Origin of the sequence: Xanthomonas axonopodis (genome assembly GCF_001304695.1) — a bacterium.
In the GTDB taxonomy this organism is placed as follows: domain Bacteria; phylum Pseudomonadota; class Gammaproteobacteria; order Xanthomonadales; family Xanthomonadaceae; genus Xanthomonas; species Xanthomonas axonopodis.
On the sequence record NZ_JFAQ01000060.1, the window covers coordinates 1 to 14582 of the forward strand.

The 14582-nt window shown below is 63.3% G+C and carries 9 protein-coding genes, 5 tRNA genes and 4 pseudogenes; 9 read left to right on the forward strand and 9 right to left on the reverse strand.

Features of this window, described 5'->3' with window-relative positions; all coding sequences use genetic code 11:
• From XAXN_RS20735 to XAXN_RS06315, 3 genes and pseudogenes are all read right to left on the reverse strand, one after another.
• A partial coding sequence (locus XAXN_RS20735) for a transposase (RefSeq protein WP_134984843.1) occupies positions 1-170 on the reverse strand: 170 nt, incomplete at its 3' end.
• A 67-nt stretch (positions 171-237) separates the two neighbouring features.
• Positions 238-976 (reverse strand): annotated as a pseudogene (locus tag XAXN_RS06310) (efflux RND transporter permease subunit); the annotation flags it as partial.
• Positions 973-2106, reverse strand: a pseudogene (locus XAXN_RS06315) (efflux RND transporter periplasmic adaptor subunit). The pseudogenes XAXN_RS06310 and XAXN_RS06315, both read right to left, overlap by 4 nt.
• A gap of 204 nt (positions 2107-2310) precedes the next feature.
• Here XAXN_RS06315 and XAXN_RS06320 point away from each other — a divergent pair.
• The 6 genes from XAXN_RS06320 (at position 2311) to XAXN_RS06345 (ending at position 4192) form a co-directional block, all read left to right on the forward strand.
• Positions 2311-2703, forward strand: a complete 393-nt coding sequence (locus XAXN_RS06320) for a c-type cytochrome (protein WP_042822571.1) — start codon at positions 2311-2313, stop codon at positions 2701-2703.
• An 8-nt stretch (positions 2704-2711) separates the two neighbouring features.
• On the forward strand, positions 2712-3173 hold the full coding sequence (locus XAXN_RS06325; RefSeq protein WP_054318928.1) for a c-type cytochrome: 462 nt from the start codon (positions 2712-2714) through the stop codon (positions 3171-3173).
• A gap of 92 nt (positions 3174-3265) precedes the next feature.
• Positions 3266-3341, forward strand: a tRNA-Ala gene (locus XAXN_RS06330).
• Positions 3342-3388: 47 nt separating this feature from the next.
• A tRNA-Glu gene (locus XAXN_RS06335) sits at positions 3389-3464 on the forward strand.
• A 529-nt stretch (positions 3465-3993) separates the two neighbouring features.
• A tRNA-Ala gene (locus tag XAXN_RS06340) sits at positions 3994-4069 on the forward strand.
• 47 nt (positions 4070-4116) lie between these two features.
• Positions 4117-4192 (forward strand) — tRNA-Glu (locus tag XAXN_RS06345).
• Positions 4193-4483: 291 nt separating this feature from the next.
• On the opposite strand, the gene XAXN_RS06350 is transcribed toward XAXN_RS06345, so the two are convergent.
• Positions 4484-4660, reverse strand: coding sequence for a hypothetical protein (locus XAXN_RS06350; protein ID WP_003482805.1), 177 nt, complete (start codon positions 4658-4660; stop codon positions 4484-4486).
• Positions 4661-5033: 373 nt separating this feature from the next.
• Positions 5034-5120: transfer RNA gene (locus XAXN_RS06355), tRNA-Leu, on the reverse strand.
• Positions 5121-5258: 138 nt separating this feature from the next.
• Here XAXN_RS06355 and XAXN_RS06360 point away from each other — a divergent pair.
• Positions 5259-5640, forward strand: a pseudogene (locus XAXN_RS06360) (response regulator).
• Between the two features lie 199 nt (positions 5641-5839).
• Positions 5840-9235, forward strand: a complete 3396-nt coding sequence (locus XAXN_RS06365) for a PAS domain S-box protein (RefSeq protein WP_054318929.1) — start codon at positions 5840-5842, stop codon at positions 9233-9235.
• Positions 9236-9799: 564 nt separating this feature from the next.
• Here XAXN_RS06365 and XAXN_RS06370 read toward each other — a convergent pair.
• On the reverse strand, positions 9800-12163 hold the full coding sequence (locus XAXN_RS06370) for a Tex family protein (RefSeq protein WP_054318930.1): 2364 nt from the start codon (positions 12161-12163) through the stop codon (positions 9800-9802).
• 102 nt (positions 12164-12265) lie between these two features.
• Positions 12266-12493 (reverse strand): hypothetical protein, encoded by a 228-nt coding sequence (locus tag XAXN_RS06375; protein ID WP_017157548.1) that lies wholly within the window; start codon positions 12491-12493, stop codon positions 12266-12268.
• Positions 12494-12685: 192 nt separating this feature from the next.
• On the opposite strand from XAXN_RS06375, the gene XAXN_RS06380 reads away from it, so the two are divergent.
• Positions 12686-13897, forward strand: a complete 1212-nt coding sequence (locus tag XAXN_RS06380; RefSeq protein WP_054318931.1) for an NAD(P)/FAD-dependent oxidoreductase — start codon at positions 12686-12688, stop codon at positions 13895-13897.
• Here the strand turns inward: XAXN_RS06380 and XAXN_RS06385 are convergent.
• Together XAXN_RS06385 and XAXN_RS06390 are read right to left on the reverse strand one after the other, a co-directional pair.
• Positions 13855-14330 (reverse strand): annotated as a pseudogene (locus XAXN_RS06385) (hypothetical protein). The gene XAXN_RS06380 and the pseudogene XAXN_RS06385 overlap by 43 nt on opposite strands.
• 8 nt (positions 14331-14338) lie before the next feature.
• On the reverse strand, positions 14339-14536 hold the full coding sequence (locus XAXN_RS06390) for a PspC domain-containing protein (protein ID WP_054318932.1): 198 nt from the start codon (positions 14534-14536) through the stop codon (positions 14339-14341).
• Positions 14537-14582 lie beyond the last annotated feature (46 nt).

Here is a 14582-nt window from a genome sequence, read left to right on the forward strand (position 1 = left end):
TCCTTGAGCCGCTTGGCATCGGGCACGCTCATCCCACCGAACTTGCTGCGCCATAGGTAATACGAGGCTTCGCTGAAGCCATGTCGCCGGCACAGATCTTTGATCGCCACGCCGCTTTCGGCCTCGCGCAAAAAGCCAATGATTTGTTCCTCGGTAAAACGCTTCTTCACGTCCAATCTCCTTCAGGTAGGGAATTGGACTCCAAACTGGCGTGCTACTCAAAATCGGGGGGACGTCGCCTTCTTCTAGCCGGCCGCCGGAGATATTGACGTTCTCTTCCTTGAGCCGAGTGATCACGTTGTCGATCGGCAGATTGAGCTGGGCAAGCTTCTGTTGATCGATGTCCACCTGGATCTCGTCCTCCAGCCCGCCACCGACCTTGACCGCGGCCACGCCGGCTCCCGGTTCGAGCTTCTTTTTCAGGTCTTCGCCGGCATAGCGACGCAAGCCGGTAAGCTGGCCGATCGCATCGGTGTTGGAGGCCGGCGCCTGCTTGGGCGACAGCGCCAGCCGCATGATCGGCTCGGTAGAAGGGTTGAAGCGCAGCAACACCGGCGGCTTGGTTTCCAGCGGCAGCGACAAGGCTTCCATCTTGTCGCGCACCTCCAGGCTGGCCTGGTCCATATTGGTGCCCCATGCAAACTCCAGCACCACATCGCTCTGCCCTGTGAGCGAGATCGACTTGAGCTTGCGCAGGTTCTTGACCACGCCGACGGCTTCTTCCACCGGCTCGGTCACCAGCGTTTCGATTTCTGCCGGCGCCGCACCGGTGTATTCGGTGCGCACCTTGAGCGCGGGATAGCTCAGGTCCGGGAGCAGATTGACCTTGAGGCTGCGCAACGCGATCAGCCCGAACAGCAGCATGGTCACGGTGATCATGGCGTCGCCGCGTGGCGAAGGCCACCAGGCCACCACCGCCGGGCAGTGGCGCATGCGGGTCGTGCACGGGTCCGTGCGGGTTGCCGTTCTCGCTCATGCGTGCGTCTCATCATGTGCGGGCGCAGCAGCCTCGGTCGCGACCGGCTTGCGATCGGGCTGGCCGATCACCTGCACGGTGGTGCCGTCGCGCAGCGCCACCTTGCCAGCGGTCACCACCTGGTCGCCCTCTTTCAAACCCTGGCGCACTTCCAGCCACGGCCCTTCCGCATAGCCCAGCTTCACCGGCACCCGGCTGGCCTTGCCATTGCGCACTACGAACACCGTCGGCTCGCCATCGTCGAGCAATGCCAGGCGCGGGATCACCAACGCGTCCTTGCGCTGGTCGTCATCGATGCGGATCCGCCCGAACATGCCCGGCTGCAACGCTTCGGCCCCCTGGTCGAATGCGCAGACCACACGAAACGTGCCGCTGCCCGAGTCCACCACCGGCGCGATGCGATCCACCTCGCCAACGAATTACTGGCCCGGCAGCGCATCGGCGAGCAAAGTTACCGGCTGGCCCGACTTGAGCGTGGCCAATTCGCGTTCGGGCACGTTGAGCGTGGCCTCCAGCTGCGAATCGTCGACGATGCGAAAGATCGGCGTGTTGATCTGCACGAAGTTGCCGGTCTTGATCGAGCGCGATGCGATCACGCCGGAGATCGACGCCTGCACTGTGGTGTACGACAGCTCCAACGATGCAAGCCGGTGCTGCGCACGGCTGTTTTCGACATCGAATTTAAGTTGGTCCACATCTGCGGCGCTGACCAACTGCTGCCCTACCAACTGCGTGGCGCGGCGATAGCTGTTTTCCAGTTTGCGCAGCTGCGCCTCGCTCTGTGCCACCGCCAGATACGCACGATCCGGGTCCAGGCGCACCAGCGCCTGACCCGCCGAGACCTTCTGCCCCTCTTCCACCATCACCGACAGCGCAACGCCCGAAGTCTTGGCCACCACTTGCGCCTCGGCGCGAGGCTGCAGCGCGGCGGTGCCGGTGTAACTGGCGGCCACCGCACGTCGTGCAGCCTTGGCGATTTCCACTGGTACTGCATCGACGGCCTTCTTTTCCTCGGCCGCCTTGGCCTCTCCCTCTCCAGCCTTGCACCCGCCCAGCAGCAGGCTCGTGGTGATCAACAATGCAGCGGCGCAGGTTCCGCTGCGACCCGGCAAAAAGGAGAGTGGCGATATCGTCGTGTCCTAGTGGATCCGTGAACAGGTGTTGTAGGTGAGTAGACCACCAAAATGAACATACCGCCAATGCGCTAAAGGTCATGATCTATTCAAGTTGGCCTATTCACCCGGTTTGCGCCGCGCCAAATCGCAGGCATACTCGGTCCGGTTCCGTCACGCCCCCACGTGCGGACGCTCAATCAGTCTTCCGGATACGAAACCATGCGCCCGCAGCCGCTCGCCGCTTGTCTCGCTCTGGTCGTCTTCCTGCCGTTTGGGGGCGCATCAGCAACACCGCAAGCCACACCCGCAGCGCCGGCCACTCCGGCGCCTGCTGCAGCGGTGGCAATCCCTGCCGCGCCGACCGGTAACCCGTCAAATGGGCGCTTGCTCGCCTATACCTGCCAGGGCTGCCACGGTGTCACCGGCTATAAGAACGCGTATCCCAGTTATCGTGTGCCAAAGATCGGCGGCCAGACCAGCCAGTATCTGACCCAGGCATTGACCGAATATCGCCAGGGCAAGCGCAAACATCCAACCATGCAGGCACAGGCGCAGAGTTTCTCCGAGCAGGACATCGCCGACATCTCCGCCTTTCTGTCCACCCTCAAGTAAGCGCCCACATGCCGAACGCCCTGCACGCTCCGCGTCTAGCCATCGTCCTGGTCGCTGCCCTGATGATGGCGGCCTGTTCCCAATCCCAGGTTGAGTCTACCGACCACTCCGCTGGCGATCCTATCCACGCCAGCGGCGAACACGGCTCCGGCTCGTCGGCAGGTCTGCCCACCGGCCACGCCGACGCCGGCGACAAACTTGCCCATGCCAAGGGCAAGGCGACCGGTCAGAGTTGCGTGGACTGCCACGGCGCCGATGGCAATGCGCCGATCGATCCCAGCTATCCCAAACTGGGTGGTCAATACGGCGACTACCTTGCGCATGCGCTGCAGGCCTACCGTAGCGGCGACCGTCAGTATCCATTGATGACCGCCCAGGCCACCGCGCTGAGCGATCAGGACATTGCCGACCTTGCGGCGTACTTCGGCGCGCGTCAGACGCAGTTGCGCGATCTACACGGTGTCAACTGAGTTCCAGGCAAACGCCGCACCGTCTCATTCGGAATGAAAAAGCGCTTGCGCGAACATTAACAGGCCGCTATCATCTTCGTTCTCAGTTTCGTGGGGCCATAGCTCAGCTGGGAGAGCGCCTGCATGGCATGCAGGAGGTCGGCGGTTCGATCCCGCCTGGCTCCACCACTCCAGACATTAGGCCGTCTAAAGTGGACAACGAGGTTTTGATACGCGTCCCCATCGTCTAGAGGCCTAGGACACCACCCTTTCACGGTGGACACCGGGGTTCGAATCCCCGTGGGGACGCCAATCATCTAAAAGCCCCGGCAATGCCGGGGCTTTTTTTTAGCCTGTCACCGGGCCGCACCCAGTTCTGCGCAACGTCGGGCGTGCCCTGATTCATTGGCATGATGCGGCGGATAGAAGAGTTGAATCTGTGCCGAGGTTGGCGCAGCGCTCGGCGCGCGCATCGATAGGCGCACATGGCTCTTGGCGAGGCCATTACCGCTGCCAACGCCTGCTTGATCCAAGCAATTGACGAGTCGCGGCCCGGCATCGCAGTTGCTCGCAGATCGACAGCTGTCGAAGTAAGCGCACACTAATATCGACTCATCCAGTGCGTCGATATCGCTGCCTTCCGCAGTCCATCGCGCCGCGAACACCGAGGAATTGAGGCGCTTCGTGCACTCAAGGTGCGCGTCACTGCTGTTCAATCGACGCACTCGACGCGTGCTGCCTAGCAATTCGCCCGGCGGCTGCGCCCTTGCTGCAACTTTTTTGCCTAGAACGCTTCCCATCGCGCGGCGATGTCGCTATGCTTTCCGGCTCGCAGCAACGCGGGGCCATAGCTCAGCTGGGAGAGCGCCTGCATGGCATGCAGGAGGTCGGCGGTTCGATCCCGCCTGGCTCCACCACTCCAGACATTAGGCCGTCTAAAGTGGACAACGAGGTTTTGATACGCGTCCTCATCGTCTAGAGGCCTAGGACACCACCCTTTCACGGTGGACACCGGGGTTCGAATCCCCGTGGGGACGCCAATCATCTAAAAGCCCCGGCAATGCCGGGGCTTTTTTTGCCTGTGCCTCAACCCGCGTGTCGGACGCATGTTGCGGCTCTTGCGGGCCGGGACGAGTAGGCGTGCAGGCGCGTCTCAATGGCGAAGCTTGCGTGCAACACCCCGCTACGCACTCGCAAGCCACTGCATCGCCGGCTGATCATCCCTCACAATGTGCTCTATGCGCGACGCAGGCTCCCATCGCGCGCTACTGGGATGAGTAAAGCCTCCATTCGATCTCAAAGCCAGCCACACAGCGCACTGTGCCGAACACTCAGGTCTGCCCGCTATCCAGCGCCTTGCGACCCTCGTGCGTCAGGTCGATGTCGCCATCTTCGGCCTGCGTGGCGTAGCCGGCGCGTACCGCCCAGTTTCCCTCTTCGTCGGCCACCGGCTTGGTGTCGTGGATGTCGCGCAGGATGCGCAGCTGTTGCGAAGCATCGAAGTCCATGGCCTCACCTATTCAAAAGAAACTCCCACGGTACGCAAGCAGCGTGATGGTCGCGTGCCTGCAACGTCATTCATTACCTACGCATTCCGTGGCGCGCAACAGCTGCGCGACCGATGCGTGTGCGTGCCGGCAAGTAGGCATCTGCGCCACGCAGACGCACTTGCAACGAATCGACTCCCGACGCCAGCCAGTCGTATACCGTGCGCCGATCATGCCCGCGCGTTCGTGCTCAGCTCGGCCTGGGTGCGCCGAGGGTCGCCAGCCTCGCTGGCTGCGCAGTGGTCAACGAAGCCCTACATCCTGCCGAAACGCCACACAGCAAAAAGCCCCACCGGACTTCTCCGGAAGGGCTTTCGCTGGTACAGCAACAACTTGGTGCCGAAGGTGGGACTCGAACCCACACGCTTTTAAGGGCGGCGGATTTTGAGTCCGCTGCGTCTACCGATTCCGCCACTTCGGCGTGGCCGCGCAGTATAGCGACTTGTTGTTGAAACGAACAGTGTCAGTTTGCGCCTGACGAATTCAGGCGCAAGCGGGGTCTGCAGCGCTGTGTACAGGCAGTCCCGATATACTTGCCGACTTGGTGAAGGAGTAAGCAATGTCGGTGTTGCGTGGAGTTCGGGTACTCGTGGTCGAAAACGATGACATGAATGCCATGCTGCTCGATCTGCAGCTTGTTCAGGCAGGTGCCGTCGTCATGGGCCCGGTCGGCGAAGTGCGCGATGCCCTGCAGCTGATCAGCACCGACGCACCGGATATCGCAGTGCTTGACTATCGCTTGGGCAATGGCGAAACCAGCGAACCGGTCGCACGCCTGTTGTCCGAGCGCGGTATCCCGTTTGTGCTGGCGACCGGCGCTGCCATTGGCAGCATCCCGAGCGGATTCGAACATGGCGTCATCCTTATCAAGCCCTATTCTGTCCGAAGAACTGGTTGGCGCCCTGTCCAGGGCGCGCGCGTCGCGCGACGCCGGGGGCTGAGCAGTAGCACCGGCCGCATCGCGTGCCGCCCCGGTGCGGCACGCATGCCCTCTCTCCAACACCCTATCTTCCTGCCATCGACGCGCTGTTTTGCCATGCGCGGGCAGCGATTAGCTGAATCGCCGGCTCCGCGGCACCACCGGCGCCGGGCCCGTTGCTACTAGAATTTGTCATCGAAGAATGACGGGCGGGTCGCTGGATGGATATTACCGTGTCGCCGTTGGCCGGCTTGCTGCCGGAGACGAGCGAAACTGCAGCATTGCTAGCCGCTTCCGTGCACGCTGCGGACGCCCTGCTGGGTAACAGTCCTGCGCTACGCACAGCATTGTCGATCTGCTTGCATGCGCAGGTTCCGATGCTGCTGGTATGGGGCCGCGACGCCCGCTGCATCTACAACGATGCCTGCATTGCACGACTGGGGCCACGCCATCCGGCGGCATTCGGGCAGCCGCTTGCGGCGCTGAAATGCGCATCTGATGGCGATGGCGAGCCAGCGGCGACAATGGCCCTGGATCTGGCGAGCTGGTCATGCAGCCCAGTGCTGCAAGCGGGCGAGCAGTTAGGTGCGCTCTACATCGGCGTTGCTGATTCAACGACTGACGTCAGCAAGCAACGTCGCAGCGACAGTCGCGACAGTTTTTTATTGATGCTGGAAGACGCACTGCAGCACGTGTCCGATCCGCGGCAGATCATCGACACCAGCGTGCGCTTGCTTGGCGAGCATCTGCAGGCGAACCGTTGCGCATTCGGTCTGGTGGCTGCCGATGGCAGCACCATGCATGTCATCAGCGACCATGTGCAGGACATGCCGAGCCTGCAAGGCGATTTCCCACTGGAGGCCGGACAGGGCCTGCGCGATGCACTGCTGGAAAACCGCCCCTGGTTCACGACCGATGCACTGGCGCCGGGTGCGCCGGACTATGTGGCTGAGCAGTACCGCCGCTCCGGGTTGCGCGCCTCGCTGGCCATTCCGTTGCACAAGCACGACCGGCTGGTGGCAGCCATCGGCGTCCATCAGCGTGCACCGCGGCGCTGGCTGTCGGCCGAGATCGAATTGGTGCGCTTGGTTGTGGCACGCTGCTGGGAATCGATGCAACGGGCCAAGGCGCAGCAACAACTCGCGGCCAACGAAGCGCGCCTGCGCCGCCTCGCCAATACGCTGCCGCAGATCATCTTCATCGCCGATCCGGACGGACGCCCGCACTACTTCAATCAGCGCTGGTACGAATACACCGGCCTGGATCCTTCCAGCAACGAAGATGCCGCCTGGCACCGCGCGCACACTGCCGATGGACTGCGCCTGTCCGCGCAGGCCTGGAGCCTGGCATTGAAGGGCGAGCGCGCTCTTGAGGTGGAGTGCGAACTGCTGCGTCACGATGGGCAATCGCGCTGGCACCTGGTGCGCGCGCTACCGGTGCGCGGCGATGATGGCAGTATCAGCGAGTGGATCGGTACCTACACCGATATTCATGACAGGCGCGCATTCGAACAGCAGTTACGCGAAAGCGAAGTGCGCTTCCGTGCGCTCTGCGAGACGGTGCCAGCGATGATCTGGATGGCCGACGCGCAAGGCGATTGCGTGTACTGGAACCCGCGCTGGTACGACTTCACCGGACAGGGGGAAGACCAGGCACTGGACCAGGGCTGGTGGGATGTGATGCATCCCGACGATGCAGCACGCGTGCGGCATACCTTCGAACAGGCGCTCAATCAACGCGGCGAATTCCTCGCCGAATACCGCGTGCGCCGGCATGACGGGCAATACCATTGGTGCATCGACACCGCATCGCCACACTTCGCCAGCGACGGGCGTTTTCTTGGACACATCGGCTCACTTACCGACATTTCCGAACGCAAGCACATCGAAGATGCCACCGCTTCGGACCGCGCGATCCTGAGTTTGATCACCACCGGCGCGCCGCTGCCGGTGGTGCTGGATGCGATCGCGTTGAGTGTGGAGGCACGCGGTGAAATCCCGTTGTACTGTTCGGTGATGGTGCGCGATGAGGTCCACCACACCTTGAGTTTCGGCTCGGCACCGCATTTTCCGATCGAGTACCGCGGGCACTTCGAGCCGTCGCCGATCGGACCGGAGGGTCCGCCCTGCGCCCTGTCGGCGGATTTGGGGCGTCAGGTGATCTGCACGGATATCCAGGCCGATGCAAGCTTCAGCAGCCACCATGCGGTTTCGGCGGCGATGGGCATCGCCGCGTGTTGCGTCACACCGATCCTGGCCAGCAACGGGCAGGTATTGGGCACGCTCAATATCTATTACGACCGCCCTCACCTGCCGTCCTTACGCGAGCAGGCAATGGCGCGCTCGGCCTCGCACCTGGCCGGCATCGTGATCGAACGTACCCGGGTGGATGCCAAGCTCAAGCTGTCGCTGCAGGCGGAAACCGCCGCGCGCGCGCAGGCCGAGCATGCCAACCGGGTCAAGGACGAATTCCTGGCCACGCTCAGCCATGAGTTGCGCACACCACTGAACGCGATTCTGGGTTGGTCGCGGTTGATGCAATCGGACATCGCCGATCCGGTCAATCTGGGCCGGGGCCTGGTGATCATCGAACGCAGTGCGCGTGCGCAGACGCAGATTATCGACGACCTGCTGGATATGAGCGCGATCATGTCCGGCAAGATCCGCCTGCAGGCAGAACATTTCGATATCGCGGGGTTGGTACGCAGCGCGCTGGAACTCATGCAGCCGACTGCGTTGACGCGTAAGATCGCACTGGAGCTGGATGCGCCTTGCGATGGCGAACTGTGGTTCTTCGGCGATGCCGGGCGACTGCAGCAGGTGCTGACCAACCTGCTCAGCAATGCGCTGAAGTTCACCCCTGCCGGCGGCACGGTGCGGCTGGCCATGGACGTCGAAGACGATCGCCTGCGCCTGTGCGTACAGGACACCGGGATCGGCATTGCGGCGGATTTCCTGCCGCATGTGTTCGACCGTTTTCGTCAGGCCGATGCAGGCACCACACGGCGCGTGGGCGGCCTGGGGCTGGGCCTGGCGATCTCGCGTCAGTTGGTGGACCTGCATGGCGGCAGCCTGGATGCGTCCAGCGCGGGCGCAGGCCAGGGCGCACTATTTACCATCGTGTTGCCGTTCCGGCACGGAGTGAGCGACCTGCGCCCTGCCTCGGCAGGCACCAGCCACATGGGCAAGCTGCCGGACGAGTGCCGCGATCGCCTGGCTGGTGTGCGCGTCGTGCTCGTGGACGACGATCAGGATTCGCGCGAAGCAGTGATGCAGTTCCTGATGCTGGCCGGCGCGCAGGTGCAGGCTGCCGGATCGGTGGAGGCGGCCGAGCAATGCTTGGCGAACGCGCACTTCGACGTCTTGGTCAGCGATATCGCCATGCCCTTGCGCGATGGCTACGATCTGATCCGCACCGTGCGTTCGGGCCGCGCCGATCTGCCACGGCATATTCCGGCCATCGCCCTCACCGCCTATGTCCGCGAAGAAGACCGCGACCGCGCGGTGGTGGCCGGCTTCGATGCGCACATGGGCAAGCCGGTGGAACCACCCGGCCTGGTCGATCTGATCGAACGTTTGATCTTTCCCACGCGCGCGGTGCGGGATGCGGCGGAATAGTGCTGGAGCGCGTTTGATCGGTGACTTCGTCACCGATCGGCACACTGAGGATGCCTGCCTGCATCGAAGGCTCTACTGACTCCAGTGCTGAGATGGTGAAACGCTTGGTTGGTCGAGGGTGCGATGGCTCGCCGCTTGCGAAAGTGGCTTAGTCAATTGCCTTCTCACCGATCGGCGAAATTGACGAAGCCTATCTGCACCGCGTGCGCTCGGCTCCTACCGCGCTCAGTCAGTGAAAGCTTGGCTGATCGAGCGTGCGCTGCCCTCGCCGCCTGCGGGACACGCCGTGAACCCATCCTTGGGAGCGCCTTGGCGGCATGGATGGTGCCAAGGCGCTACACGGACGTACTTGCAGCGTGTCCTGCGATGGTGGGCCGCCAAAAGCCCGACAACCAGGCGGCAGATCACCCAAGGGGCTTTGGTCGGCGTGTCCGCTACCAAAGAGAGATGATGGCCACCTATCTCGTCATGATCTGCGGCTAGGACACCCAAGACGAATGGCAGAGCATCCCATTGCGACGTTAGATCGATGCCACCCAGATCACCGAACAATCGAGGCGCGAACTAGCTACGTTTGGCACGTGCGAATGCGGCTGCCAGCGCGTTGTCTGCCGGCGGCGCGGTAATCCGCGGTTTGTTGTTAACCTGCGCCTGACCACGCCCGCCACCATCGCGCCTGCCCTGCCCCGGACCGCCGTTGCCGCGGGCTTCACGCGGTTGCGTTGAGCCATCCGCCGCTGGCGGCGTGTCGGACAGACGACAGGTCAGCGCGATGCGCTTACGTGCCACATCCACTTCCAGCACCTTGACCTTGACGATGTCGCCGGCCTTGACCACGTCGCGCGGGTCCTTGACGAAGGTTTCCGACAACGCCGAGATATGCACCAGTCCATCCTGATGCACGCCGATATCGACGAATGCACCGAATGCAGTCACATTGCTGACCACGCCTTCGAGCACCATGCCCGGCTTGAGGTGCTTGATGTCCTCGATGCCTTCGGCGAACTGCGCCGCCTTGAACTCGGGGCGCGGATCGCGGCCGGGTTTTTCCAGCTCCTTGAGGATGTCGCGCACCGTCGGCACGCCGAATTGGTCGTCGGTGAACATCTCCGGCTTCAGGCCACGCAGAAAACTGCCGTCGCCCAGCAATGCCTTGATCGGCTTGCCGGTGCTGCTAACGATGCGCTCGACCACCGGATACGCTTCCGGATGCACCGCCGACACGTCCAGTGGCTCGTCGCCATCGGCAATGCGCAGGAAACCGGCGCATTGCTCGAAGGTCTTGTCGCCCAGCCGCGGCACCTTGAGCAAGTCCTTGCGACGCTTGAACGGGCCATTGTCGTCGCGGTGACGCACGATATTTTCCGCCACCGTGCCCGACAGCCCGGACACGCGCGACAACAACGCCGCCGAGGCGGTATTGACGTAGACACCGACCGCGTTGACGCAGTCTTCCACCCGCGCTTCCAATGCCTTGGCCAGACGGTATTGATCCACATCGTGCTGGTACTGGCCCACACCGATCGCCTTGGGCTCGATCTTCACCAGCTCGGCCAACGGATCTTGCAGACGGCGCGCGATCGACACCGCACCACGCAGCGACACATCCAGATTCGGGAATTCCTTGGCCGCGAACTCCGAGGCCGAATACACCGATGCGCCCGCCTCGCTCACCACCACCTTCTGCAACTTGGCCGCGCCGCATAGCGCAATCGCCTCGCCTGCCAGCTTGTCGGTTTCGCGGCTGGCGGTGCCGTTACCGATCGCGATCAGCTCCACGTTGTGCTGCATGCACAACTTCTTGATGGTCTGCAGCGACTGATCCCACTGCCGCTTGGGCTCGTGCGGATAAATCGTTTCGGTGGCCACCAGCTTGCCGGTGGCATCGACCACGGCGATCTTGCAACCGGTACGGATGCCCGGATCCAGCCCAAGTACCACGCGCGGCCCGGCCGGCGCCGCCAGCATCAGGTCCTTGAGGTTCTCGCCGAACACCGCAATCGCTTCGGCCTCGGCCTTTTCGCGCGCCTGGTTGAACAGGTCCAACAGCAAGTGTATATGCAGCTTGGCGCGCCAGGTCAGCCGGCACGCATCCAGCAACCAGCGATCGGCCGGGCGGCCTTCGTTGGAGATACCGGCATTGCGCGCCACGCGGCCTTCGGCGTACTGGTGCCCGGCCTCGGCATCGCTGCCCGGATCCAGATCCAGGTACAGGATTTCCTCGCGGCGTGCGCGAAACAGCGCCAGCAAGCGGTGCGAGGGAATCTTCGCCAATGTCTCGGCGTGATCGAAGTAGTCGCGGTACTTGGCACCGGCCTCTTCCTTGCCCTCGGCAACCCGTGCGCGGATCACGCCGTTGTCGCTCAGCCAGCTGCGCAGCTCACCGACCAGCGCCGCATCTTCACCCCAGCGCTCCATCAGGATGGCACGCGCGCCTTCCAGCGCCGCTTTGCTGTCGGCAACGCCTTTCTGGGCATCGACGAAGGCTGCCGCGGCCACTTCCGGGGACTGCGTCGGGTCCGCCAACAGGCCATCGGCCAGCAGCTCCAGCCCGGCTTCGCGCGCGATCTGCGCGCGGGTGCGGCGCTTGGGCTTGTAGGGCAGGTACAGGTCTTCCAGCTGCGATTTGGTGTCGGCCGCCACGATTTCGTTGCGCAATTCGTCGCTGAGTTTGCCCTGCTCGCCAATGCTGGACAGGATCGCCGCGCGGCGCTCTTCCAGTTCGCGCAGATAGGTCAGGCGCGTTTCCAGATTGCGTAGTTGTGTGTCGTCCAGGCCGCCAGTGACTTCCTTGCGGTAGCGCGCGATGAAGGGGACGCTGGCGCCTTCATCGAGCAGGGCGATGGCGGCGTGCGCCTGGGCGGGCTGGGCACCGATCTCATCGGCGATGGTGCGAGCAATTTGCTGGGCAAGCTGGCTATCGTGCATGACGGCGCGGGGTGAACCGCTTCACTGAAAAACGCATTTTCGCAGTGCCGGCCCGTCACGGAAACCCGTTGACAACGCCGCCGTAAACCTATGCTGCCGCGCTCAGCTGACCTGACGTGCGTAATGGGTAGCGGCGCGTTCGACCAGAATGCTTTCGTGCAGCGATTCCAGCGCCATCACGCGGACCTTGCCGACATCCTTCAGCGGCACCATGCGTTCGACATACACCTCCGGGCCAGCATCGGTCATCGCACGCGACTTGCTGAAACCGTAAGGCACCACGCCCTTGTCGCCATCTTTGCTGCCACCGACGTACAGGACAATCGACATACCCATACCCTCTTCTGCTGCTGTTGCTGCGTTGTGGCGGCAGGATACCCAGCGCGCCGTGAGGAGCTTTCCACGCACGTTAACGCCGGCTGTTTGCTGTTTGGTGACGGTGGCAAGGCTGGGCTCGCCTCACGGCCGCTTCACCCCGCTTGGCCGTCAATCGCCATCCATCTGCACGCTGATTGACACCGCATGGACCTCAAAAGTGGCTACCCGTTCTGGTCGATACGCAACGGATTGATGCGCGCCTACCCGCGCCTGGAGCAAGACACTCAATGTGAGGTCGCCATCGTCGGTGGCGGCGTCACTGCCGCGCTGATTGCGCACGAACTCCTGCGCCATGGCCACGAAGTGGTGGTGATCGAACAGCGCGATATCGGCTGGGGCAGCACCTCGGCCAGCACCGCATTGCTCCAGTACGAAATCGATACGCCGATGATCGAGCTCGCCAAACAGCACGGCATGCAGGCAGCGGCGCTGGCCTATGGCGCGTGCGCACAGGCTATTCTCGACCTGCAGGGCCTGTGCAATACCTTCGGCGGAACCGATTTCACGCGCCAGGACAGCCTGTACTACGCCAGCCGCTCGCGCGATATAAAAGACCTGTGCAGCGAGCTGGAGACCCGCAAGGCGCACAAACTGCCGGTGGAATGGATCGAACGCGAGCTGCTCTGGCACAACTACGGCGTGCATTCCGATGGTGCGATTCTGAGCCGCCTGGCCGCCAGCGTGGACCCATACCGCCTTTGCTACCGCCTGTTTTCCGAGTGCGAGCAATATGGCGCACGCATCTACGACCGCACCGCCATTGCCTCGATCGCACCGCATAACCTGCACGTCGACCTGCGCACCGAAGACGGTGTGAGCGTGCGTGCCCGTCACGTGATCCTGGCGGCCGGCTATAGCAACCAGCGCTGGCTTTCGCAGCCGGTGGCGCGCAATCGCAGCAGCTACGCCTTCGTGACCGACCCCTTGCGCGACAGCGACATGGGCGCGCTCAAGCACACCATGATGTGGGAGACCGCGCGCCCGTATCTGTACATGCGCAGCACACCGGACGGGCGCGGGGGCGCTGGTGGCGAAGACGACAACATCGACATTCCTGCGCGTCGCGACGCACGGGTGCAGAGCAAGCTCAAGACGCTGCTGAAGAAAATTGGCAAGACCATGCCGGACATGCGCCTGCGCCCGGCGTTCGCATGGGCCGGCACCTTCGCAGAGACGGCCGATGGATTGCCGTTCTTCGGGCCGCATGCCGAACTGGGGCCACGCGTGTCGTTCGCGATGGCCTATGGCGGCAACGGCATCACCTATAGCGCCATTGGCGCAGGCTTATTGCGTGCACAACTGGAGGGCACGCCTCACCCGCTGTCCGAACTGTTCAGCTTCTCGCGCCTGGGTTGAAACCCCACGGCCACCAACCGTGGCCGTGCATCGCATACGCATCGGCAGCCCGCTCCAGCGGATTGCGCACATGGATACCACCGCACAGAAAATACACGGGCAGGAACAGCGGCCCCAGCAGCATGTACTGATAGACGTGCGCGCGCTCGTGGTCGCCCAGGCGCACCGATGGATGCTCGCAACGGCCTGCAGCGTGTGCGTAGGTACTGCACTGCAGGTCGAGCGATGCACCCTTCAGCAAGATCACGTTGCCCAACGTCATCGCGCCACCCGGGCCCCACGGCCAGGCATGGAAGACCACGGCGTGCTCCCGCGGAGACCAGACGGGGCATGCGCCAAAACACCATCCGGCCGCGCCGATCGCGAGCCCCATCAAGGTGTTGGGCAGCGTCCACAACGCGCCCAGCGCCTGCAGCGCAGGCAGACCGCGCATTGCCGGGTTCAATCGGCCTGGTTGGGGATCAGCAGCCACAGTATCAGATACACCAAGATGCCGGGAAACGCGGCCGAGGCAATCGACACGATGACGAACAGCACACGCAGCAGCGTCGAGCTCCAGCCAAAACGACGCGCAATGCCGCCAGCCACACCGGCGATCATGCGGTCGTTGAGGGAGCGGGACAGCGTGGTGGTAGACATGGCAAGACTCCTGCAAAACGTAGCCAACAGTCTAGAAAACGCGACC

Coding starts and splice junctions, on each gene's coding strand:
- XAXN_RS06320 (WP_042822571.1), top strand. CDS start 2,311: ATGCGCCCGCAGCCGCTCGCCGCTTGTCTCGCTCTGGTCGTCTTCCTG.
- XAXN_RS06390 (WP_054318932.1), bottom strand. CDS start 14,536: ATGTCTACCACCACGCTGTCCCGCTCCCTCAACGACCGCATGATCGCC.
- XAXN_RS06380 (WP_054318931.1), top strand. CDS start 12,686: ATGGACCTCAAAAGTGGCTACCCGTTCTGGTCGATACGCAACGGATTG.
- XAXN_RS06350 (WP_003482805.1), bottom strand. CDS start 4,660: ATGGACTTCGATGCTTCGCAACAGCTGCGCATCCTGCGCGACATCCAC.
- XAXN_RS06365 (WP_054318929.1), top strand. CDS start 5,840: ATGGATATTACCGTGTCGCCGTTGGCCGGCTTGCTGCCGGAGACGAGC.
- XAXN_RS06325 (WP_054318928.1), top strand. CDS start 2,712: ATGCCGAACGCCCTGCACGCTCCGCGTCTAGCCATCGTCCTGGTCGCT.
- XAXN_RS06370 (WP_054318930.1), bottom strand. CDS start 12,163: ATGCACGATAGCCAGCTTGCCCAGCAAATTGCTCGCACCATCGCCGAT.
- XAXN_RS06375 (WP_017157548.1), bottom strand. CDS start 12,493: ATGTCGATTGTCCTGTACGTCGGTGGCAGCAAAGATGGCGACAAGGGC.